The 22368-nt window shown below is 42.7% G+C and carries 21 protein-coding genes; 2 read left to right on the forward strand and 19 right to left on the reverse strand.

Annotated elements, in window-relative coordinates; genetic code table 11:
- Nucleotides 1-103: 103 nt before the first annotated feature.
- The 5 genes from glyS to CO692_RS17320 all read right to left on the reverse strand — a co-directional run bounded on the left by glyS (nucleotide 104) and on the right by CO692_RS17320 (nucleotide 7413).
- Entirely contained in the window at nucleotides 104-2176 is a 2073-nt protein-coding gene (gene glyS, locus CO692_RS17300) for a glycine--tRNA ligase subunit beta (RefSeq protein WP_096742832.1), read from the reverse strand.
- Nucleotide 2177: 1 nt separating this feature from the next.
- Nucleotides 2178-3089 (reverse strand): glycine--tRNA ligase subunit alpha, encoded by a 912-nt coding sequence (glyQ, locus tag CO692_RS17305; protein WP_077454407.1) that lies wholly within the window; start codon nucleotides 3087-3089, stop codon nucleotides 2178-2180.
- Nucleotides 3090-3104: 15 nt separating this feature from the next.
- Entirely contained in the window at nucleotides 3105-3344 is a 240-nt protein-coding gene (locus CO692_RS17310; RefSeq protein WP_081118113.1) for a hypothetical protein, read from the reverse strand.
- A gap of 299 nt (nucleotides 3345-3643) precedes the next feature.
- Nucleotides 3644-5401 (reverse strand): glycoside hydrolase family 35 protein, encoded by a 1758-nt coding sequence (locus CO692_RS17315; RefSeq protein WP_096742833.1) that lies wholly within the window; start codon nucleotides 5399-5401, stop codon nucleotides 3644-3646.
- Nucleotides 5401-7413, reverse strand: a complete 2013-nt coding sequence (locus tag CO692_RS17320) for a beta-galactosidase (protein ID WP_096742834.1) — start codon at nucleotides 7411-7413, stop codon at nucleotides 5401-5403. Before CO692_RS17320 ends, CO692_RS17315 begins: the two co-directional genes overlap by 1 nt.
- A gap of 121 nt (nucleotides 7414-7534) precedes the next feature.
- Here CO692_RS17320 and CO692_RS17325 point away from each other — a divergent pair, with 121 nt between their 5' ends.
- Nucleotides 7535-8341: an AraC family transcriptional regulator gene (locus tag CO692_RS17325; RefSeq protein ID WP_096742835.1), complete on the forward strand. Its 807-nt coding sequence runs from the start codon at nucleotides 7535-7537 to the stop codon at nucleotides 8339-8341.
- Here the strand turns inward: CO692_RS17325 and recO are convergent.
- The 9 genes from recO to CO692_RS17370 all read right to left on the reverse strand — a co-directional run bounded on the left by recO (nucleotide 8335) and on the right by CO692_RS17370 (nucleotide 15605).
- Complete coding sequence (recO, locus tag CO692_RS17330; RefSeq protein ID WP_096742836.1) at nucleotides 8335-9108, reverse strand: DNA repair protein RecO; 774 nt, start codon at nucleotides 9106-9108, stop codon at nucleotides 8335-8337. The two genes, CO692_RS17325 and recO, sit on opposite strands and share 7 nt — an antisense overlap.
- 93 nt (nucleotides 9109-9201) lie before the next feature.
- On the reverse strand, nucleotides 9202-10101 hold the full coding sequence (gene era / locus CO692_RS17335) for a GTPase Era (RefSeq protein ID WP_005225846.1): 900 nt from the start codon (nucleotides 10099-10101) through the stop codon (nucleotides 9202-9204).
- Between the two features lie 36 nt (nucleotides 10102-10137).
- Nucleotides 10138-10527: a diacylglycerol kinase family protein gene (locus CO692_RS17340; RefSeq protein ID WP_170920108.1), complete on the reverse strand. Its 390-nt coding sequence runs from the start codon at nucleotides 10525-10527 to the stop codon at nucleotides 10138-10140.
- Nucleotides 10511-10987 carry an rRNA maturation RNase YbeY gene (ybeY, locus tag CO692_RS17345; protein WP_077454286.1) on the reverse strand — a complete coding sequence of 159 codons (477 nt, stop codon included), beginning with the start codon at nucleotides 10985-10987 and terminating at the stop codon, nucleotides 10511-10513. The genes CO692_RS17340 and ybeY overlap by 17 nt, the downstream gene beginning before the upstream one ends.
- Nucleotides 10987-13188 carry an HD family phosphohydrolase gene (locus tag CO692_RS17350; RefSeq protein WP_096742837.1) on the reverse strand — a complete coding sequence of 734 codons (2202 nt, stop codon included), beginning with the start codon at nucleotides 13186-13188 and terminating at the stop codon, nucleotides 10987-10989. The genes ybeY and CO692_RS17350 overlap by 1 nt, the downstream gene beginning before the upstream one ends.
- A 21-nt stretch (nucleotides 13189-13209) precedes the next feature.
- Nucleotides 13210-14169, reverse strand: a complete 960-nt coding sequence (locus CO692_RS17355) for a PhoH family protein (protein WP_371875354.1) — start codon at nucleotides 14167-14169, stop codon at nucleotides 13210-13212.
- A 184-nt stretch (nucleotides 14170-14353) separates the two neighbouring features.
- On the reverse strand, nucleotides 14354-14803 hold the full coding sequence (locus CO692_RS17360; protein ID WP_077454289.1) for a GatB/YqeY domain-containing protein: 450 nt from the start codon (nucleotides 14801-14803) through the stop codon (nucleotides 14354-14356).
- Nucleotides 14804-14836: 33 nt separating this feature from the next.
- Entirely contained in the window at nucleotides 14837-15013 is a 177-nt protein-coding gene (gene rpsU, locus CO692_RS17365; protein ID WP_002356740.1) for a 30S ribosomal protein S21, read from the reverse strand.
- A 160-nt stretch (nucleotides 15014-15173) separates the two neighbouring features.
- Complete coding sequence (locus CO692_RS17370) at nucleotides 15174-15605, reverse strand: Fur family transcriptional regulator (RefSeq protein WP_005225833.1); 432 nt, start codon at nucleotides 15603-15605, stop codon at nucleotides 15174-15176.
- 95 nt (nucleotides 15606-15700) lie between these two features.
- Here CO692_RS17370 and CO692_RS17375 point away from each other — a divergent pair, with 95 nt between their 5' ends.
- Nucleotides 15701-16588, forward strand: coding sequence for a pyruvate, water dikinase regulatory protein (locus tag CO692_RS17375; protein ID WP_010748043.1), 888 nt, complete (start codon nucleotides 15701-15703; stop codon nucleotides 16586-16588).
- Nucleotides 16589-16666: 78 nt separating this feature from the next.
- Here the strand turns inward: CO692_RS17375 and thrB are convergent, their stop codons facing one another.
- The 5 genes from thrB to CO692_RS17400 all read right to left on the reverse strand — a co-directional run bounded on the left by thrB (nucleotide 16667) and on the right by CO692_RS17400 (nucleotide 22229).
- Nucleotides 16667-17536, reverse strand: coding sequence for a homoserine kinase (thrB, locus tag CO692_RS17380; protein ID WP_096742838.1), 870 nt, complete (start codon nucleotides 17534-17536; stop codon nucleotides 16667-16669).
- Complete coding sequence (thrC, locus tag CO692_RS17385) at nucleotides 17533-18591, reverse strand: threonine synthase (RefSeq protein ID WP_081118105.1); 1059 nt, start codon at nucleotides 18589-18591, stop codon at nucleotides 17533-17535. The genes thrB and thrC overlap by 4 nt, the downstream gene beginning before the upstream one ends.
- A gap of 2 nt (nucleotides 18592-18593) precedes the next feature.
- Nucleotides 18594-19844 carry a homoserine dehydrogenase gene (locus CO692_RS17390; RefSeq protein ID WP_096742839.1) on the reverse strand — a complete coding sequence of 417 codons (1251 nt, stop codon included), beginning with the start codon at nucleotides 19842-19844 and terminating at the stop codon, nucleotides 18594-18596.
- Between the two features lie 116 nt (nucleotides 19845-19960).
- Nucleotides 19961-20254, reverse strand: coding sequence for an ArsR/SmtB family transcription factor (locus CO692_RS17395; RefSeq protein ID WP_005225828.1), 294 nt, complete (start codon nucleotides 20252-20254; stop codon nucleotides 19961-19963).
- Between the two features lie 247 nt (nucleotides 20255-20501).
- Nucleotides 20502-22229 carry a phospho-sugar mutase gene (locus CO692_RS17400; protein WP_096742840.1) on the reverse strand — a complete coding sequence of 576 codons (1728 nt, stop codon included), beginning with the start codon at nucleotides 22227-22229 and terminating at the stop codon, nucleotides 20502-20504.
- Between the last annotated feature and the right edge of the window lie 139 nt (nucleotides 22230-22368).

Raw genomic sequence — 22368 nt, forward strand, 5'->3', positions numbered from 1 at the left:
TTGTGACTGAACACAAGTAAATCGAGAAACATAGAAAAAAGCCAGAACTGATTCTTTCAGTTCCAGCTTTTTTTATTTAGAAACGTGCAACTGCAAGCTTCCTTTATTTCGTAATCAAAGCATCTAAACTAGCCACTGCCAAACTCATCTTCGCGATTTTATCCAACAAGGCAAAACGATTGCGGCGAATATTTTCATCTTCAACCATGACCATTGTTTGATCAAAATAAGCTTCGATCAATGGGCGCAGTGCTACTAAGCTTTGGTAGTTTTCTTCCATCGTTTGATGTGGGAACTTGTCCTCTACTGTTAAGACCGCTTCATACAAGGCAGTTTCAGAGTCGTTTTCAAACAAGGCAGGATCAATGGCTGCTTGTTCCAATTCGGCTTTTTTCGCTAAATTGATGACTCGAGTCAAGGCTTCCATTGATGGTTTGAAGTCGGTGTCTTGCAGATGTTCTCTTAACATCTGAGCCGTTTCAAATAACGTACTGATATCTGCTTGACGAGCGCCTAAAACAGCTTCAATAACATCATGACGCGTATTTTTGCTGAGTAAGAATTGACGCAGACGGCCTTTCACAAAATCAGTCACTTGTTCTTGACCTGCGGCAAGTTGAATCCCAAAAACTTCCGGTTGGGCATTAATGGCTTCGCGAATCTCTTCTTGTAACTGAGCAAATGGGAAATACCAGCGTTTTTCAGCTAGGATGCGGATAATCCCGTAGGTTTGACGACGTAAAGCATAAGGATCGTTTGAACCGCTTGGAACCATATCAACAGCGAAGAAAGCAAGTAAGCTGTCTAATTTATCCGCAATCGCTAAAACAGCCCCGATTTTTGATTGTGGCAGCTCGCCTTCTGCTGAGATCGGCATGTAGTGTTCACGAATCGCTTGGGCAACTGCTGTTTTCTCTCCTTGGATCAGGGCATATTTTTCCCCCATGATCCCTTGCAACTCAGGGAATTCCCCTACCATATTGGTCACTAAATCAAATTTATATATTTGAGCTGCCCTTTGAAGGTCGGTCAGTTCTTCTTCTGTTAAACCAACCGTCTTCCCGATGATTTGTGCAGCTAATCCAACACGCTGCATTTTTTCATACAAACTGCCGATTTTTTCGTGGAACGTGACTTGCTTAAGCTTTTCCACACAATGGTCGATGGTTAGCTTTTTGTCCTCATTGTAGAAAAACTCAGCATCTTCTAAACGGGCGGTCAGTACTTTTTGGTTTCCTTTGATAACATTATCGATTTTCACAGCATCCCCGTTGCGGGCAGAGATGAAATGCGGCAGCAATTCTCCATCAAGGGTGCGGACATCGAAGTAGCGTTGATGTTCTTTCATAGAAGTAACTAACACTTCTTCAGGTACAGAAAGATATTTTTCTTCAAAGTCCCCTACAAACGCTGTTGGGTATTCAACCAGATTTGTCACTTCTTCTAGTAAGTCTTCATCTAAATCGATCCGCCAGTTGTTTTCTTGAGCGATTTCGTTGATTTGTGCAGTGATCATTTGTTGACGTTCGCTTGGATCAGCAATGACAAACTGATGCTTCATTTTTTCCAAATACTCGTCCGCATGATCAAACGTGACTGCCTCACCTAAGAAACGATGACCTTTTGACTCGCGACCGGTAGCAATATCAAGGATTTGGAAAGGAATGACTTGCTCACCAAAGAGTGCAACGATCCAATGAATGGGTCGGATGTATTCAAAATCGTAATCTGCCCAGTGCATCGTTACTGGGAACGTCAAACTTGTGATTACTTCCTGCAATCCTTTCAATACCTCAACGGTTGCTTGACCTTGGGTATGTTTCGTTACATAGACATACTCAACCCCTTTTAATTCACGGAAGGTGATGTCATCGGTTGTCAATCCTTGTCCCCGAACAAATCCTTGCGCTGCTTTCGACCAGTTGCCAGCTTCGTCTAAGGCGATTTTTTTCGCTGGTCCTTTGACGTCTTCTTGTGTATCGGCTTGTTTTTCAGGAATACCGGTGACATAGACAGCCAAGCGGCGAGGTGTTGAATAGGCTTCGATCGTTGTATAAGGCAATGCATGAGCATCTAAGAAAGCTGCCGTTTTTTCTTGTAATTGTTTCATACTTGGGGTTACGACATGCGCAGGTAATTCCTCTAAGCCGATTTCTAATAATAGGTTTTGTGCCATCTTATTTTCCCTCCTCAATCAGTTTTTGCGCCACTTCTGGATCAAGCAATGGATAACCGAGGTTTTCCCGTTCTGCTACAAATAGTTTTGCTACTTGACGCGCCATGTTACGGATACGTGCGAGGTACCCAGCACGTTCAGTGACGGAGACTGCGCCACGTGCATCCAACAAATTGAAGGTATGGCTGCATTTTAAGATGTAGTCGTAAGCTGGATGAACTAAGCGTTCATCGATACAACGTTTTGCTTCTTGTTCAAAACGATCGAAGTTCCCTAAAAGCAAGTCTTGGTCACTGACTTCAAAGGAGTATTTTGAATGTTCATACTCAGGTTGGCGGAAAATCTCACCATATTTGACACCTGCAGACCATTCAAGATCGTAGACACTTTCAACTTCTTGAATATAAGATGCTAGACGTTCTAAGCCGTAAGTGATCTCTGATGTCACTGGCTTACATGCTAAGCCGCCAACTTGTTGGAAGTACGTAAACTGAGTGATCTCCATCCCATCTAACCAAACTTCCCAACCAAGACCTGCACAACCCATTGAGGGATTTTCCCAGTTATCTTCGACAAAACGAATATCATGTTCTAATGGATCGATCCCTAAAAGACGCAGGCTTTCTAAATAAAGCTCTTGGATATTTTCAGGAGAAGGCTTCATCACGACTTGGAACTGGTGGTGCTGATACAAACGATTTGGGTTTTCCCCGTAGCGGCCATCAGCTGGACGGCGAGAAGGTTCTACGTAAGCGGCGTTCCATGGTTCTGGACCGATTGCACGTAAAAATGTATATGGGCTCATGGTTCCAGCCCCTTTTTCTGTATCATAGGCCTGCATCAGCATACAGCCGTTTTCAGACCAGAATTTTTGCAGGGTCAAAATCATTTCTTGCACAGTTAGTTTACTCATCTTTTTCTTCCTTTCTTATAACGCATTGACGACAGGATAAAATTCGACAACTGATCCGGGGATCAATTTCACTTCGACCACGACATCTGCTTCTAAAACATCAGATAAGTCGTAAAGCATTTGGTCTGGACTCGTTGTAAATTCATGGATAAGCTGTTCATCCTTTAAAAGGCGAACCTGCAGCGGAATACTTGCTAATACTTTGAGCTTTTTTTCGGTAAACGCACTTGCTGGAATCGTCATATCAAATAACATAAAAAACCCTCCTTTGTTTTTGGCTATTCTTGGTGTGAAACATAAAAAAGTCCCTATATCTATACGGAGTGTATAGATATAGGGACGATACATTCGCGGTTCCACCCTACTTCCGACAAGTCGGCAGCTTCATTGATCATGCTCACGGACGCCTGCGAAATAAGGTTCCAACTTGGCTTTCACTCTCCCAAGTTCGCTTCATGGAATGGACTTCTTTCTTTCTTCCGGTCATAGCACGGATTCGATTACCCTTATGATAGTAGTTGAAGCTAGGGTTTGTCAATGACTAATTTGAACTTTTATGCTTCTGGACCTAAATCCGCGTGATCATGAAAGACGATCTCATCAGCGATTTTCCCATCACTTTCAAAAACGATGATCTCGTTTATTCCAGTTTTCAAAAACGGTGCCGGGACGAACAAGCGTTGCTGTGGTCCTTTTTCCCAGAAACGGCCGATCATATGACCATTGACTTGGATAAACCCTTTACCCCAGCCTGGCAATTCGATAAAGGTATCTGCACATTCATCAAAAACACATTCAAAGCGTGAGAAACTTGGTTGTCCTTTTTGCCATTTTCCTTGGAAATCAATGGCATGCAAATTATCCATCGGTAAAGGATAGATTTCCCAGTTGCTTTGGAATGCGCCATTGATGATCACACCGTCTTTGATGCCTTTGTGCTGATGGTTCATTTTTACGGAATAATTGACCCGCCCCATATTCTCCACCAAGATCCCCAACTCGTTTTCTGATTCTGATAAATCGAAACTGTAGGTTTGACCGATTTCTTGATCATAATCGATGCGCAAAAGTTCCTGGTTGATAAATGTATGGGCACGATCCATCGTATTGATCAGACGGTAGTCGGCAATCTTCCGAGCAGACCCAATCAGTGAGCGATAATAGATATAACCTGTCGCTTGATTGCAGGCTTCCATGGATAAGGGGTAATTACATATGATTGGTTGACTGATCGTGTCGATCGTCGAAAACAAGGAGACTCGTTCTTTCACTGAGAATGTTCCATAAGCTTTTCGCTCAATTTCCATACTCAAGGGAAACTCAGGAATTTCCGTATAGTCAGCAATCACCTTTTTGAAGGCTTGGTATTTGGCAGTAGGTTCTCCCCATTCTGTCAGTAAGGCATCGTAATCATAGCTAGTGACATCCGGCGCTAAGCGTTCATAATAGTTTGACCCGTTCATAAAGCCAAAATTGGTCCCACCATGAAACATATAGATATTGACAGAACCCAATGCTAAACAATCCTGTAATTCCTTTACTGCATCTTCTGTGGAGGTCGTATGATGCTGGTCGTCACCCCAGGCATCAAACCAGCCGATCCAAAATTCCATGACCATCAGTGGCCGTTTTTCTCCGTGAAATCTTCGAAGTTTTTCAAAGTTTTCCTTGATGTTGGAGCCGCAGTTGATCGTAGGCAAAGCCAAGTCTTTGATACTGCCGTTTTCTAGCATATCGTGCCAAGGTCCGTCGGAGGTCACTAACGGCGTTTCTACACCATGCTGCCGCATCGCAGCCACCATTTTCCGCAAATACTCTTTATCATTGGCATAGCTGCCGTATTCATTTTCTACTTGCATCATTAAAATCGGACCACCCTGGGTGATCTGCAGATCCCGCACTTGTGGAAACAAATGGGCGAAATAACGAGTGATTTTTTCCATAAATGGTGGATAATCAAACCGAAGCTTCATCATAGGATCTTGCAATAGCCAATAAGGTAGTCCCCCAAATTCCCACTCCGCACAAATATAAGGTGCTGGTCGCAAAATGACATAAAGCCCTACTTCTTGTGCCGTTTGGATAAATCGCCGCAAATCAAGGATCCCCTCAAACTGATAGACACCTTCTTGTGCTTCATGGAGATTCCAAGGAACATAGGTTTCCACGGTATTACAGCCCATCAAGCGTAGCTTCTCTAAACGATCTTGCCAATATTCAGGAACGACACGAAAATAGTGGATCGCTCCAGAGATCACTTTAAACGGCTTGTGGTCTAAATAAAAGTCATCTTCAATAGCAAAAGTTCGCATCAGTTACGCTCCTCTTTGACGATATAGATGGTGTACTGTGCCAGTTTCGTTTCTGAAGAAAGAACCTCACCTGTCAGGATATCCGTTTCTCCGACGAAAATTTCTGGCAACGGTTGTGCTTCTTCGTGGAAATTGATGATAACGAAGAATTTCGCCTCTGTATTTTCACGACAGGCAACTTCCAGTTTTGTTGCCTCATCGATCACTGGGGTAATACCGGTTTCTTCGACGATTGTTTTGAAAAGCTGATCTTGTAGCTGATCTTCCAACTGGCCACCAAAGTAATAGACAGTTCCTTCACCAAACGTATTTTTCGTCACTGCCGGCATTCCTGCATAAAAATTGCTTGTATAATGCGCTAGTGCTTCGGCGGTTTCTAAATGGATCAAATCGCTGACTAAATTACTGGTTCCTGTCAGTTCTTCATTGACTAAGGAAACCCCGTTTGATTGTTCTGGGGCTAATGCATCGATTTCTTCCACCCAGATGCCAGCTAACTCCCGCAATGGCCCAGGATAGCCCCCTAAGTGAACATTGTCAGATTGATCAACGATACCGCTCATATACGTGGTAAGTAAAGAACCACCTTTCTTAACGTAATCAGTGAGCCGCTCTTGCATCCCTTCTTTGATCATGTAAAGAACCGGAGCTGCAACTAGCTTGTATTTTGATAAGTCAGCATCCACGGGAACCAAATCGACGGCAATATTTTGTTCATAAAAATACCGATAGTAGCGATGGATCTGTTCTACATACTTCAGGTCGACTGTCGGACCGCTGGTGTATTCTAATGCCCAGTAATTGTCCCAATCAAAAATCAAAGCAACTTGTGCTTGAGATTGCGTCCCAATGATGTCTGAAAGCTGCGCTAATTCCGCCCCAAGAGCGGCTGTTTCTCGAAAAACTCGCGTGTCTTCATGACCGACATGTTCGATGACCGCGCCATGGAATTTCTCACAAGCGCCAACGGAACGTCGTAATTGAAAGTATTGGATCGTATCCGCCCCATGCGCGATGGTTTGGTAACTTTGTGCCCGCATTTGTCCCGGTTTTTTCAACGAGTTATAAGGTTGCCAGTTTTGTTGCGAAGGTGTTTGTTCCATCAACATAAAGGGCTGTTGTTTCAAGCCACGCATTAGATCATGGGTCATGGCTACTAAACTCCATGGCGTATTATACGATGGATAATTATCCCACGAAACAAGGTCCATTTCCTTTGCCCATTTGAAATAATCCAGTCCTTTAAAGGTTCCCATCAAATTCGTTGTAATCGGAGTTGTCGGATCAATTTTCCGAATAGCGTCCCGTTCCATCATATAGTTTTTTAAAAGACTATCCGAGTTGAACCGTCGGTAGTCAATAGAAATTCCTGCAAAAGCCGTCTTGTCATAGCCGATTCCTTCTGACAGCGCATTTGGCAGCACGATTTCATCCCATTCATACACAGTGTGTCCCCAAAATTCCATGTTCCAGGCTTTGTTCACTGCCTCGATCGTTTGATACTTGTCTTTTAACCAAACACGAAACGCTTTCTCACAGTTTTCGCAATAACATTCGCCGCCGTATTCATTATTGATGTGCCAACAAGTCACTTGTGGATTTTCGCCGTAACGTTCGGCTAATTTCGTTGCCAAGCGTTCTGCGTATTTTTGATAGACTAAGCTGTTAGGGCAGGCATTGTGCCGTTGCCCAAACTTATGATGGCGACCATCATAATCGGTGCGAGCGACTTCCGGATATTTCTTGAACATCCAAGCTGGCAGCGCCGCCGTCGATGTCGCTAAGACGATATCGAACCCTTCCTTGCTTAATCTTTCGATAATTTGATCCAATTCCTCAAAATCATAACAATTTTCAGAAGGCTGGATCTTTGCCCATGAAAAGACGTTGACGGTCGCACTATTGATACTCGCTTTTTTAAAGATTCGAATGTCTTCTTCCCAAATCTCTTTGGGCCATTGATTGGGGTTATAATCGCCGCCAAATAAAATTCGATCGAAAAATTTTGTCATAAGAATGAACGCTCCTTTAAAATAAAATGATTTCTACTCTCTTATTGTAAGGCTTTTCATTCTGTTGTAGTATAATACATGAAACACTATTTTATAACTTTTCGAAACATGGAGGTTGGATATGCCTATTTATTTTTATCAAACAAACCAGCAGCTGCCTTTGTCGCTTGAAAGTATCGGAAACGATTGGCCACAAGATGACGTTGTTCGACCCGATGGCTACCCTTACTTTCATTGGCTGCAGACAGAACAAGGAGAAGGCCGCGTCACCTTTGGTCAAGAATCCTTTATCTTACGTCCCAGTGAAGGCATCTTGATTTTTCCTTTTACTCCACATCGCTACTATCCCTTGTCTGATTGGAAAACCTCCTTTGCCACTTTTCAAGGACCTTTGGCAGCTGAGATCTTAAAACAATTTACAAGTAAACCTTATCTTTTATTTGAAGAGTCTGAAACTTTTTCCTATATGACTTGGATCAAACAACGCATTAAAGAAGACCCAAAAATCAGTTGGGATCCGTTACAGGCTTCTAGCGAGTGTTATCGTTTTTTGCTGGCGATCATGCAAGAGAACTCGGGGAATCCAACCGAAAAACACCCCTTGTTTCAACAATATCTGATCCCTGTAATACAAGAAATCGAAACCAATTACGATCAGGCGATCACGATCAGAGACTTGGCTGGCTTAGTCTATGTTTCGCCCCAATATCTCTCGCGGTTGTTCCAGCGTTTTCTAGGACAATCCACCGCCCAATACTTATTAAACTATCGCATGGCCCGCGCCAAAGAACTTTTGGTGGCACAGCCGGATCTGCCCATTCAGCAAGCCGCCTTCGCCGTGGGTTTTCAAGATGCGAGTCACTTTACCGCATTGTTCAAAAAAAGAGTCGGCTTAACTCCATTGAAGTTTCGCCAACTCTATCATTGATTTTTCGGTTTTAAGACGTCTTGCCATTGCCCCATCTGATCGATAAACTTCTTGCTTTTCAAATGGATGCCGACATATTCATCATACAATAGATCGATCACTTGTCGAATCGCTGCTTTCGTTTCAGGCTTTAATTTGATCGAAGCAATCTGCTCATAGGATATTTGCGAAAATAAGCGAATAAAATGGATCGCACGAGAATTCGCATGATAGCGACGTTCGTCCATCCCCCAGTGCTGTTCACATAAAATACCGCTATATTTTGAGGAATAGTCAAACCGACCGTCAGTTTTTCCGCAGATGGCACAATGCGTCCAATTTGGAGTGATCCCGAAACGGTGTAAAATCTGAATCTCAAAAATATTGGTGATGATCTCTGCGTCGTTTCCTTGATCCATCAATTGTAACGCCTCGTGCAGAAATTGGTAAAGATGTGGATCATAGACCCGATCATCGATGGCAGAATCAGCCAGATTCAACAGATAAGTCGCATAGCCAGCGATAAAAATATCGCTTTGAATCGTACGAAATGGATGGATGTCTTTGGCATTGTTTAAAAAGGACAAGCCTTCCGCTTTGATGGTTCCCATGTAAGTCGCTTCAGTATAGGAGAGCAAGGCTGGTGCCAAGGGGTTGTTTTTCCGATGAGCCCCTTTGACATAAAACATTTGCTTCCCAGCTGACTCCGTAAAGATTTTGACTAACTTGTCCTTTTCTTTATGGTCTTTTGAAAAAAGTAAGATTCCTTTTGTTTCCACAAGATTCATCGTTGTACCCCATTTCTTTAAAAAAACTGATCCAGTTAACTAACTGCATCAGTTTTTCCTTTTTAAAGCAGACCATGATTGATCTAAATTTCCTTAATACTCATCTTTGCGATAGCCGTAGTCTGTTAAGAAGGTTTGCTTGTCGCGCCAATCTTTTTGAACTTTCACCCATAGTTCCAAAAAGACTTTGTCATCTAACAAGTGTTCAATGTCTAAACGAGCTTTCGTCCCGATTTGTTTCAGCATTTTTCCACCTTTACCGATGATAATGCCTTTTTGACTGTCACGTTCGACAATGATCGTCGCTTGAATATGCACCTTATCATTATGGTCCCGTTTCATGGAGTCAACAACAACCGCTACCGAGTGAGGCACTTCATCTCTGGTCAGTAACAAAACTTTTTCCCGTACCAATTCGGAAACGATAAAGTATTCTGGATGGTCCGTGATTTGATCCTCTGGGAAGTACTGAGGCCCTTCAGGCATTTCATCGATCAGTAGTTTCATTAACGTTTCGAAATTATTGCCTTCCGTTGCGGAAATCGGTACGATCTCAGCAAAGTCCATTTGTGAAGAGTAATCTTCAATAATTGCCAATAAGGCATCTGGATGGACTTTATCTATTTTATTGATCACTAGGAAAACCGGCGTCTGGCTTTGACGCAACCGTTCGATGATAAAATCATCACCCTTGCCGCGCTTTTGATCGGCACTGATCATAAATAGTGTCACGTCAACTTCACGAAGTGCACTATAGGCGGTTTCCACCATAAAATCGCCTAGACGGTGTTTGGGTTTATGGATCCCTGGTGTATCGATAAAGATCAGCTGTGCGTCATCTGTCGTATAGACCCCTTGAATTTTATTACGAGTCGTTTGCGCCTTGTCACTCATGATCGCGATTTTTTGTCCTACGACTCGATTTAGTAGTGTTGATTTTCCAACATTTGGCCGCCCGACGATCGCAACGAAGCCTGATTTGTGTGTTGTCATTGTTGTTCCCCTTTATCTTGTGGTTTTGGTGCATCTTTAGAAGAGCTGTAGCAATTTTGGCAAGAAGATGATCGCGGCGACCACTAATGCAAACACAGCGGTCATCAGCACAGCACCAGCTGCCATATCTTTGATTTTTTTTCCGATAGGATGGAAATGAAAGTCCGTAAACATGTCAACGACATTCTCAAAGACTGTATTGATGATCTCCACGATCCACACTAAGAAAACAGCTAACAGCAGCCAAAGCCATTCCATTTGATTCAAACGGAAAACAAAGCCTGCAATGATCGCAACGATACCTAACGCAACATGTTTACGCATATTACGCTCCTCTTTAAAGACGGTTTTTATACCGGTGAAAGCAAATTCGATTGACGAGATAAACTGTTTATTTTTCCCAATATTCTTATCTTTTGAGTCCATAGGCATCCAGTATTTCCTTTTGCAATCCAAACATTTCCTTTTCATCTTCTGGTGTCATATGATCATAGCCGTTGATATGCAAGAAACCATGCAGCGCCAAGAAACCAAGTTCCCGATCATAAGTATGCCCATATTCAGCAGCTTGTTCCTTTGCCCGTTCAATGGAGATCATAATGTCTCCTAGATCACGAGGCATCTCTTCAAGGGCTTCGTCAAAAATGATCGGCATCTCCTCTGGCGTTTCTTCTTCGAAGGCAAAACTGATGACATCTGTCGGCATATCTTTGCCGCGATACTCCCGATTGATTTCTTGGATGGCTGCATTGTCCATAAACGTGACCGACATCTCTGTATCCTCTGGAAGGTCTAAATGTCCTGCAGCAAATTGTAGAAGGCCTTCGATCTCTTTGATCTTGGTTTCCCCTACTGAATTTGTCTCATCTAAAAAGGTAATCTCCATTAGCGCTCTCTTCTTTCTTGTTCTTCTTTCATTTTCTCTGCTTCCGATTTCATCTTTGGGTATTTGATCCGTGAATGGAAGGTACTGCAAAGTCCATTGACCAGTGATTTTTCAATCATCCGGATTTCTTTCAACGTTAACCCTGTTTCATCCAGTTGACCATCCAAGATCCGGTCATTGATGAGATTCGCAACAAATTCTTGAATCTTTTGATTGGTCGGATTTTCCATTGCTCGAACCGCTGCTTCACAGCTATCAGCGATACTCACGACACCCGCTTCTCGTGTTTGCGGTTTTGGCCCAGGATAACGGAAATCTTCTTCCGTCACCTCGGGATTACGTTCTTGAGCTTTGACATAGAAATAACGCATCAGAGTTGTGCCATGGTGTTGACGGCAAATATCGATCACCATCCGCGGCATTTTGGCTTCTTCGAGAATTTCGGCCCCATCGATCACGTGACCGAAGATGATTTGTTTGCTGTCTTCAGGTAGCAAGAAATTATGTGGATTCTCAGCACCTGCAGGTAAATTTTCGACGAAGAAATTGGCATGTTTGACTTTACCAATGTCATGGTAGTAACAAGCCACGCGGGTCAGTAAGCTTTGCCCACCGATCTCGGCTACAGCATTGGCGCTAAGATTGGCAACCATCATACTGTGATGATAGGTCCCTGGTGCTTCTTCCAACAACTGTTTCAACAACGGATGGTTCGGATTACTCAATTCATTCAAAACGATCATACTTTCGTCCGTTACCAATAGTTCGATATACGGATGCAGCCCCATTGTCAGCAAATAGCTTAGGAGCGAGCCGGCCAATCCACAGACGAGTGTTGTCCATGTGTTGCCGCGGGCCAAATCCATTCCTTGGAAAATGACCAGCATGATGCTTAAGAGTAATGGGAAAACGATCACCCACATGACTGCGATTTTCCCTTGACTGGCAATACGTGCTCGTTTGATCATCGTCCCCATTAAACCAGAGAAAAGGTAGGTCACTAAAACAGTCGTCAACAAGTTGGTCCCACTGGAATCAAAGTAAATGAAGAGTGCACTGACCACTTGGAAAATCGCGGATAATATTCCTAAACGTCTGCTGGAGAAAATGCTCAGAATCAGCGGTGTAAAGGCTGCTGGGAAAAAGAGCGGGATAAAGGTCACTAATTCTGATTGGAACAGTTGGAAGAATTTCATGATCAAAATACTGAATGCCATCGCCAAAATATAAAAAGTGACGGCGTTCATACGTTTTTCAACGTCTTTTGTCTGTCTTGTATAATAAAACAGCATCAGCATTTGTAAGCATATCGCTAAAACTAAAGCGATCAATGGAAAAACTGAGAAGGTTTGATTGGTCATTCCTAAAAGCTGTAATTTTTCCAATGCGTTGGCATCGATCTGTGAGCCTTCACGAACAATGATTTCTCCTTGATAGATCATTACCGGTGGAACAGCGTCCATGGCGGTTTGTCTCGCTTCTTCCGTCCGCTTTTCATTGGGAATATCATTGACGACGATTCCTTGATTGACAATAAAACGCAATACTGATGCCATGTCTGAAGTAACATCTAGAAATTGGATCTTGTCTTCTGCCTCCGAGCGGAAAGTGCTGAGTTCTGTTTGGCGGATCTGCTTAGCCATTTGCTCGTCCACTAGCTGTAAGGCATAGGTTCGTACCGTATTCAATTCATCGCTACTTAAAGAAAATAACGTCGACAAAAAATTATTCGTCAATGACTGATAAAAATCAAGTTCATCATCACTCATTTTTTCAAACTCTTTTTTTAATGCTGCGATGTATTCATCCGTACTCGGTTTAGGGATATTTTCATCCACATCAGCCTCAGCAACTTCTTTAGCGTGGGCATCATCTACCGACTTTTTGACTGAATCAATTAAGTCAAATAAATGGTCGATGCGATCGTGCTGTGTCTGCGCCAGTGTGTCTTGATAAGTATACTCTGGTGGAACCGCTTCTGCTGCTAATTTGCGCTTTTGTTCTGTCGCAGCGGTATTTTCAATCGTTTTATTGGCACGGATGTTTTCTTCCGCCACCTGACCTTCGCTATAATCGACATTGTTCTGTTTGACGCTGGTGTACATGATACCAATCGAAAAAAGAAAGAATAGAAACATTAAAACTGGTAAATAGAACTTCCCAAGTCTTTCTCTAAATTTCCGTAGTGGTTGAATGATCATAGTTCTCCTCCTAAAAGACGATCAGCGCTTGTCTTTAAGATCTGCTTCTTCATAAGCTCGAATGATTTCGGCCACAACTGGGTGCCGTACCACATCTCCTGCTTCAAAATTAGCAAAAGCAATTTTGGGGATCTCTTGCAACGTTCGCTCCGCATGGATCAAACCGCTTAAAGTTCCCTTTGGCAAGTCGATCTGACTCGTATCGCCATTGACGATCATTTTGGAGTTGAATCCTAAACGTGTCAGAAACATTTTCATTTGAGCGATCGTCGTGTTTTGAGCTTCATCTAAAATTACAAAGGCATCTTCTAACGTGCGCCCTCGCATATATGCTAATGGAGCGATCTCTATGACGCCACGTTCCATTAAACGATTCGTATGATCCATCCCGAAAATTTGATACAACGCATCATAAACGGGTCGTAAGTAAGGATCGACTTTTTCTTTCAAATCTCCCGGTAGGAAACCAAGGTTTTCTCCTGCTTCCACAGCGGGCCGTGTCAAAATAATCTTTTGCACTTGGCCTTTCTTTAAAGCAGCGATCGCCATGACAACGGCTAAAAAGGTTTTTCCTGTTCCAGCTGGTCCGACACCAAAGACCACATCATGTTTGCGAACAGCTTCGATATATTTCTTTTGACCGGCATTTTTCGCCCGAATCGGTTTACCATTACGGTCCTTGATGATTTCTTCCTCATACATATCTTTGAAATAATCAAGACTGCCTTTGTTTACCATATTCAATGCTGTGATCACATCAGGGGTACTGATATTGATACCTCGTTTGATCAACTCTTGCAACGCTCGAATCACAGATTGTGCTTTTTCTGCTGCATCCGCTTCGCCGACGATTTGGATTAGCTCACCACGAGTGTGAATGACCGTCCCTGTCGAGTCTTCAATAATTTTAATGTTTTTATCGTGAGCACCTAATAGCAAACGAACATCATCGTTTTCACTAAGTGTTATCTCGATCGTCATAGTTTTGTCTGTCAAATATGTTACAGCTCCTTTTTTGGCGTTCTTATTAATAATAACATAAGATGGAAAAAAGAAAAATTACTTATAAAGCCCAAAGGTAGTTTCCTTTTGTCCTTATGCTTTTTTTAAGTTTTCGAAATCAGAAAAAAGCCGCAAGCATGTCATCCATACTTGCGGCGTGAGCTTACATTTGATCCAATAATTCTTTAACGATTGCATTGACTTGATTGCCGTCTGCTTTGCCTTTGACTTGCGGCATTACAGCACCCATCACTTTTCCAAATTCTTTGGAAGAAGAAGCACCAGTCTTTTCAATCGCTCCAGCAACGATTTGGCGGATTTCCGCTTCATCAAGTTGCGCTGGTAAATATTTTTCAACAACTGCAATTTCAACTTTGACTTTCTCGGCTAGATCTTTTCGGTCAGCTTTCTCAAACTCATTTAAAGAGTCCCGACGTTGCTTCATCTCACGAGATAAAACAGTCAACTCTTCTTCTTCATTCAAGTCAGTACCTTTTTTGATCTGCTCATTTTGAATTGATGCTTTCAACATGCGGATCACCTGCAAGGTTTCCTTGTCTTTGGCTTTCATCGCTGTCTTCATGTCATCATTCAGTGTACTTAGTAGTGTCACACTACCAGCTCCAATTCTCAAAACAGTAGAAAATTAGAATTTTTTGCGTTTTCTAGCTGCTTCAGATTTTTTCTTACGCTTTACGCTAGGTTTTTCGTAAAATTCACGTTTACGAGATTCCTGTAAAGTACCCGCTTTTGACACGGAACGTTTGAAGCGACGAAGAGCATCGTCAAGTGATTCGTTTTTGCGAACGACTGTTTTTGACATGTAAATTCCCTCCCTCCGAGCTTAAAAAGTAACCGTAGTTGTTATTGAAATAAAATCCCAAAAAACACGACTGTCCTTTAAAAATTATAGCTAACCCCTGAAAAAGTGTCAAGGCATTCTGGTAAAAAAGTCTTCGATACTGTCAAGTTTGTTTGGGTTTTCATTGACATTCTTCACAACGCCCCAAAATCTCGAAGCGATGACCCTCGATCAAACAACCAGGAAGCTGTTCTTGAAAGAAGTCCATTGGACAAATATGCAGTTCTTTTGTTTTGCCGCAGACTGTACAAATGAAATGATGGTGGTGATGGTCCTCTAATTCTGCACAGCAGTTATAGCGAAACTTCATCTCCCCGTTCAGCTCTGTTTCTTCTAAAATACCGATCTCAGAAAAATCGTGCAAATTCCGGTAGATCGTATCATAACTCAAACCAGGATACTTTTCCGACATGTATTCATGAATTTCTTTTGCTGGTAAATAGCGATTGCGTTTCACTAAATAAGTGATGATCGCTTCTCTTTTTTTGGTGTATTTAAAGCCATTTTCTTTCAATGTAGTCATGGCATGCTCTATAAGTGTTTGATTTTTCATCGTAGGCCCTCCTGATAAATCAAAATCATTCCGATTCTATCAATCTTAAGTATGGTATAATGAAATCAATAAAAAAGCAAGAGAGGATTTTTCTTATGAAGCCAACTGAACCTGAACAACCAGACTTGCAAGAAAAATTGCAAACCAGTGCCGCAGTGACGATGTTCGTATTGTCTGATTCTGCCGGCGAAACGGCATCGAAGCTTGCACAAGCGACAATGGCCCAATACCCCAGCGTCGAATTCAACCTTTTCAGACGCACGTTTATCCACACGAAAGAGCACTTGATCAAAGCATTATCAGATGCAAAAAAACACAATGCCATTATTCTTCATACCTTGATCAAAGAAGAACTTGTGGATTTGACGAATCATTTTTGTGAAGAAGCGGATCTCTATCATTTTGATGTACTAACACCGCCTGTGAGTGAAGTTGAACGCCGCACTGGGGTGGCACCGTCACGAGAACCCGGCGCTTTGCATCACTTGAATGAAAATTATTTCAAACGCATCAAAGCCATGGAGTTTGCTGTGATGTATGATGACGGGAAAGACCCCCGTGGCTTTTTAGAGGCGGATGTCGTTTTATTGGGTGTTTCTCGGACCTCAAAAACGCCTTTGAGTCTATTTTTAGCGAACAAAAACTTAAAAGTCGCTAATTTGCCTTTGGTTCCGCAAGCCCACATCCCAAAACAGCTCTGGGAAATCGATCCGAAAAAAATCGTTGGGTTAACAAACGATCCGAATGTATTAAACAGTATCCGCAAAGAACGGATGCGCTCCTACGGCTTGAACCCCGATTCTGCGTATTCCGATATCGAAAAAATCAAAGCGGAGCTGACGTTCGCCAATGATCTTTATGAGAAATTAGGTTGTGTCGTGATCAATGTCGCTTCTCTTTCCATCGAAGAAACCGCCTCAATGATTTTAAATGCATTAAACTTAGAAGATCATAGCTATTACACCTCAGAGACGAAAGATTAACCACTATTAAGCAATAAAAAACGATGAGCGGACTCAGTCTGCTCATCGTTTTTGGTATATTTTTCATTTTAAAGCTCTTTAGAAAACTTGTAGCCCTTCACGATCGATTTGCAATTGTTCGATATACGCATTACTTTCCAGCGCATGCAAAAGTTTTGAGATACGTTCTGCCTTGTCTTCTGGGACGATTGCTAAGACAGTGGGACCTGCGCCACTCAAGAAACAGCCATAACCGCCTTCTTCTTCGCAAATCTGGCGAATGGTCGACAAGTGTGGAACAAGTTTCTCACGATAGGCTTCATGAAAACGATCTTGCTGCATCAATTTCCCTGCAAGAGGCAGATTGCCATTGATGACTGCTGCGATCATAACATTGGCGATCGCACTGGCTTCGACTGCTTGCTCGTGAGAAAGTGTCTGGGGCAAGACTTGGCGACTTGCTTCCGTCAACAACTCATCGTGAGGAATATACGCGATGATCTCACATTCAGGAAAATGATGTTTGACTAAATACGTATGCTTGTGCTGATGATCATAGGCAGCAATCGCAAAATCTCCATAGATCGCTGGTCCGACGTTGTCAGGATGCCCTTCAATGGCGGTTGCGATCTCAAGTTTTTGTGCTGCACTCAGATTCATATGCGCCATGCGGTTGGCTAGTTCAATCCCGGCGACGATCACCGAGGAACTGCTGCCTAAGCCTCGTGCCAAAGGAATGTCCGAACTCATTCGGATTTTCAAAGGCTTCATGTTTGGTGCTAATTTCAATGCCACACGCAAAAGCAAGTTGGTTTCATCCGTTGGGATCTCTGAACCTAGCTCATGGATGATTTCCCACGTATCGTTTTCTTTTAAAACTTCAATGAACAAATACTTTGACAGGGCAATCCCGCAGGAATCAAAACCAGGACCTAAGTTCGCACTGGTTGCAGGAACGCGGATCTTCATAGATTGGCAACTCCTTCACGAAGATGCTGACGCATTTCTTCTAAATCACTCATCTTATTGATGGTTACTTCTGTCGCTTTGATAGCTGTATCAGGATCCTTCAGACCATTTCCAGTAAAGACGGCAACGACAGTCTCACCTGGTTTGATTTTCCCTGCTTTCACGTGCTGGATGACACCAGCCAGCGAGGCAGCTGAGCCTGGTTCAATAAACACACCATCTTGCGCAGCAATTTTACGGTAAGCATTCAAAATTTCCTCATCGGTTACTGCATCGATGTGTCCATTTGATTCATCACGAGCGGCTTCTGCCAACTGCCAGCTGGCTGGATTGCCGATCCGAATCGCTGTAGCAATCGTTTCTGGTTGTTCGATGACTTCACCACGGACGATCGCAGCAGCACCTTCAGCTTCAAACCCATGCATTCTTGGCAACGTGGTGCCTTTTTTCTCATGCCATTCTTTGAACCCTTTCCAATATGCCGAGATATTTCCTGCATTACCGACAGGAATCGCAAGAACATCCGGTGCTTGTCCTAATTGTTCGCATACTTCAAAGGCCGCTGTTTTTTGTCCTTCTAAACGATAAGGATTGACAGAGTTTACTAGCGCCACGGCTTCGGTTTCTGCAATATCTCGTACTGCTTTTAACGCTTCATCAAAGTTTCCTGGGATCGAAATGATGTCGGCTCCATAAACGATCGCTTGCGCCAATTTTCCCATAGCGATCTTGCCATCTGGAATAACAACATAGGCTTTGATCCCCGCTCTGGTCGCATAAGCTGCTGCTGCCGCACTGGTATTTCCTGTCGATGCACAGACGATTGCTTTGGCACCTTCTTCCACCGCTTTTGCCACCGCCATGACCATCCCTCGGTCTTTAAAAGAGCCTGTCGGATTCAGCCCTTCGTATTTTCCATACAATTGAATCCCTAATTCCTTGGAAAGGCTTGGTAAGGGAATCAACGGCGTGTTGCCTTCAGCCAGCGACAATGCTGGTGTATTTTCGTTGACTGGCAGATATTCCTTGTATTGATGCAATAATCCTTGATACATGTTTATTCCTCCATCACTTTCATTATTTGTATGTCTTGTGCATCGGTATAAGTTGCGAGTTTTTCTGTTAACTCTTTTTCGCTCATTGGATTGGTGATTCCAGCTATTCGTTGGTCTACTTCGTTGAACACCGTTTGCTCAAACGCAAACCATTCTGGAAGAGCGTTCCCTTTGATCTCTTGACTTGAAAAAGACACATAATGCCGGCTAGGGACTTCTTCTACAGATGCTAATGCTGTTTCTTTTTCAAAAGTTAGAAAAGGTTCAACGATCCCAAAGCTTTTATTTTTTGCTAAAACGGTCAAATCCGCTACCACGCTGGTGGCCGTCGGTCGTGATCCTGCTCCTGGTCCATAAACCATTGATTGATCGATGCCTTCACTCTCGATAAAAATGCCATTAAACTCGTTTTGGATCGTCGCTAACGCATGGTTTTTCGGCACTAATACAGGTCCAACTGACACAGTAAGGGAACCGTCAACTGTCTTTTGTGCTGCACCGATCAACTTCACTTCATAACCAAAGGCTTGTGCCTGCTTAATATCTGCCACAGCTAAGCCGCGGATGCCTTTTGTTGCCACATCAGCAACATAGATCGTTTTCCCAAAAGCAAATTTGGTCAGGATCACCATTTTATAGGCCGCATCGATACCGTCAACATCATTAGTAGGATCTGATTCGGCAAAACCTTTTGCTTGGGCTTGTGACAAAGCATCTTCATAGGTCATGCCATCTTCCGTCATTTTTGTCAGCATATAATTGGTCGTCCCATTGACGATACCAAAAATCCCTGTGATGGTATCAGGCAGATAGTGGGTGCTCAATGTACGCAAGATCGGAATGCCACCACCCACGCTGGCTTCATAATAAAGAGACACCCCGGCTTTTTCAGCGATTGCCAGCAGTTCAGGTCCATGGGTGGCAATCAAGTCTTTATTTGCCGTCACAACGTGCTTCTTATTTTCTAAAGCAGCTGAAATAAACGCTTTTGCCGGATCGATCTTCCCGATCAATTCCACAATTACGTCGATGGTCTCATCTTCAAACAACTCATTTGCCTCATTCGTCAACGCAAACCCGTACTTAGCCGCTAACGCAGACTTATCCTCGTAAGGCGAAGCTAATGCTTTCGTGATTTGCACACTGACTCCTGTGCGTGCCAGAATGGCTTCTTTTTGCTCTGCCAACACTTGGCATACCCCGCTGCCGACAACACCCATTCCTAATAATCCAATGTTCAATTGCTTACCCATAATGCCCCCTAACTGAAAACGTTATTAAAAACCGTTCATCTAATTTTAATATTTCCACTAGCATACCAAAAACAATAAGAAAAAACTAGGACTTTTGAGAAATTCTCGCCCTAGTTTTAACGGTGATGGATATGTTCGAATGTTTTTTGCAAAATATCCACAACATGTTTGTCATCAAGACTATAAAGGATGGTTTTTCCTTGTCTTTCCGACTTTACGATCCGATTATCTTTCAAAAGTTTCAGCTGATGAGAAACTGCTGATTGTTCCATATGTACTTGTTCTGCAATCGAAGTGACATTGCGCTCTCCTTCTTGAAGAGACAACAAAATTTTTAGTCTAGTGGGATCACTAAGCATTTTAAAAATCTGTGTTACTTGCTGAATTTCTTCTAGTTTCGGCGTAGTCATCGCGCCACATCCTCTCTTATTTCCTTTTGCATTTTAGCCCTTGATAGACAGCTTGTCAATCAATGCTCGACGATCAAGGAAAAGAAACGAGCTAAAAGACAAGAATAGATCCAAGCGTCAGAAAATTCCCTTTAGAAGCTTCGGTCCCTCAACACCTGTTTGCTGAGGGAAGCGAACGCTTCTTTTTCTACCACTCGGATCATTCAGTCAATTGCAATTTTTTTGATTATGAAGACATCAGATGACTTTATTCACCTGTGATTTCTTCGATCGCTGCTTGCAGATCAGCAATTTTTTGTTCTGCTGCTTCTGCCGTTTCGCCTTTTACACCAATATAAAACTTGATTTTTGGTTCGGTCCCAGAAGGACGAACAGCAATCCAGCTTTCATCTTCCAAGGTGTATTTCAAAACATCAGAAGGCGGTGTGGTCATTTTTTGTTGGTGACCATCTAAGCCCACACGAGTCAACAATTTAAAGTCTTCTGTTTGCACGACAGGGGTTCCTGCGAAGACAGAAGGTGCTTTTTCACGGAAAGTATTCATCAAGGCAGCAATCTTAGTTGCCCCTTCCATGCCGCTCATCGTTACAGAAATCGTTTTTTCTGCATAGTAGCCGTACTCTTCAAAAATATCTTGCAGACCATCATACAATGTTTTGTCTGATTGTTTGTAAAAAGCAGCCACTTCTGCTAATAAAACGAGCGCTTGGATCGCGTCCTTGTCCCGTACGAATGGTTTAACTAAGTAGCCATAGCTTTCTTCAAAGCCAAACATGAAAGTTTGAGAATGGTCTGTTTCAAATTGTTGGATTTTTTCGGCAATAAATTTAAAGCCAGTTAAAACATTGATCATATCAACATCGTAGGATTTAGCGATCGCTGTTGGCAATTCACTAGAAACGATCGATTTTAAGACTGCTGTATTTTCTGGCAATGTTCCAGCTGTTTTATGGGCTTCTAAAATGTAACGGATCATCAATGCACCTAACTGGTTACCTGTCAAGACTTGGTAGTTGCCATCTGGCATTCTTACTGCAGCCCCTAAGCGATCGGCATCTGGATCTGTTGCGATCAATAGGTCAGCACCTTCTTTTTCTCCTAAAGCAATCGCATATTCAAAGGCAGAGTGCTCTTCTGGATTCGGTGATTTTACTGTGCTGAAGTTTGGATCAGCAACCGCTTGAGAGGGTTCAATAATGAATTGTTGGAAACCAGCTTGTTTCAACGCTTTCTCGCCAAGCATCCGCCCTGTTCCGTGAAGTGGTGTATAGACAAGTTTCAAATCTTTGCCCACCGTATCGATCAACTCTTGATCGATCGTGACTTCTTTGATTTCTTTCAGATAGGCAGTATCGATTTCTTCGCCAATAATAGAGATCAAGCCGCTGTTTTTGGCTTCTTCTTCACTTAATACAGGGATCTCCAACGGATTTTCAATTTCCCGAACAAATTTTGTCAATGCATCCGCATCTGCTGGTGGCATTTGCCCACCATCTTCCCCATATACTTTGTAGCCATTGTATTCGGCTGGATTGTGAGAAGCAGTGATCATGATTCCAGTAAAGGTTTTTAAGTAACGCACAGCAAAAGATAATTCTGGCGTCGGACGTAAGCTTTCAAAGACAAAGGCTGGAATATCATGTTTTGCCAATGTTTTTGCTGCTTCCATCGCGAACTCAGGTGAAAAATGACGGGAATCATAGGCAATCGCTACGCCACGACGTCTTGTTTCGGGATCTTGTGTATCCATAAAGCGGGCCAAGCCTTCCGTTGCTTGACGAATCGTATAAATGTTCATCCGATTGATACCAGGTCCTAAAATCCCTCGCATGCCAGCAGTCCCAAATTCCAAAGGCATATAAAAAGCGTCTTCTAACATCGCAGGATCTGCTTCTAATGCGGTCAATTGTTCTTTTAATTGTGGATCTAAGTGTTCACTGTTTTTCCATTGATTAAATGTTTGTTCCCATGCCATAAAATAACCTCTCCTTTTTCCGTTAAAATGCTCTAAAATTAGTATAACACTACTTACAGATTTCTCAAAGAATAACCAACGAAAAATAAAAAAAGCTGCTATCAAAAGTGATTGACACTTTAAAAATAACAGCTAATTC

Origin of the sequence: Enterococcus sp. FDAARGOS_375, from assembly GCF_002393265.1 — a bacterium.
Classification (GTDB): Bacteria; Bacillota; Bacilli; order Lactobacillales; family Enterococcaceae; genus Enterococcus_D; species Enterococcus_D innesii.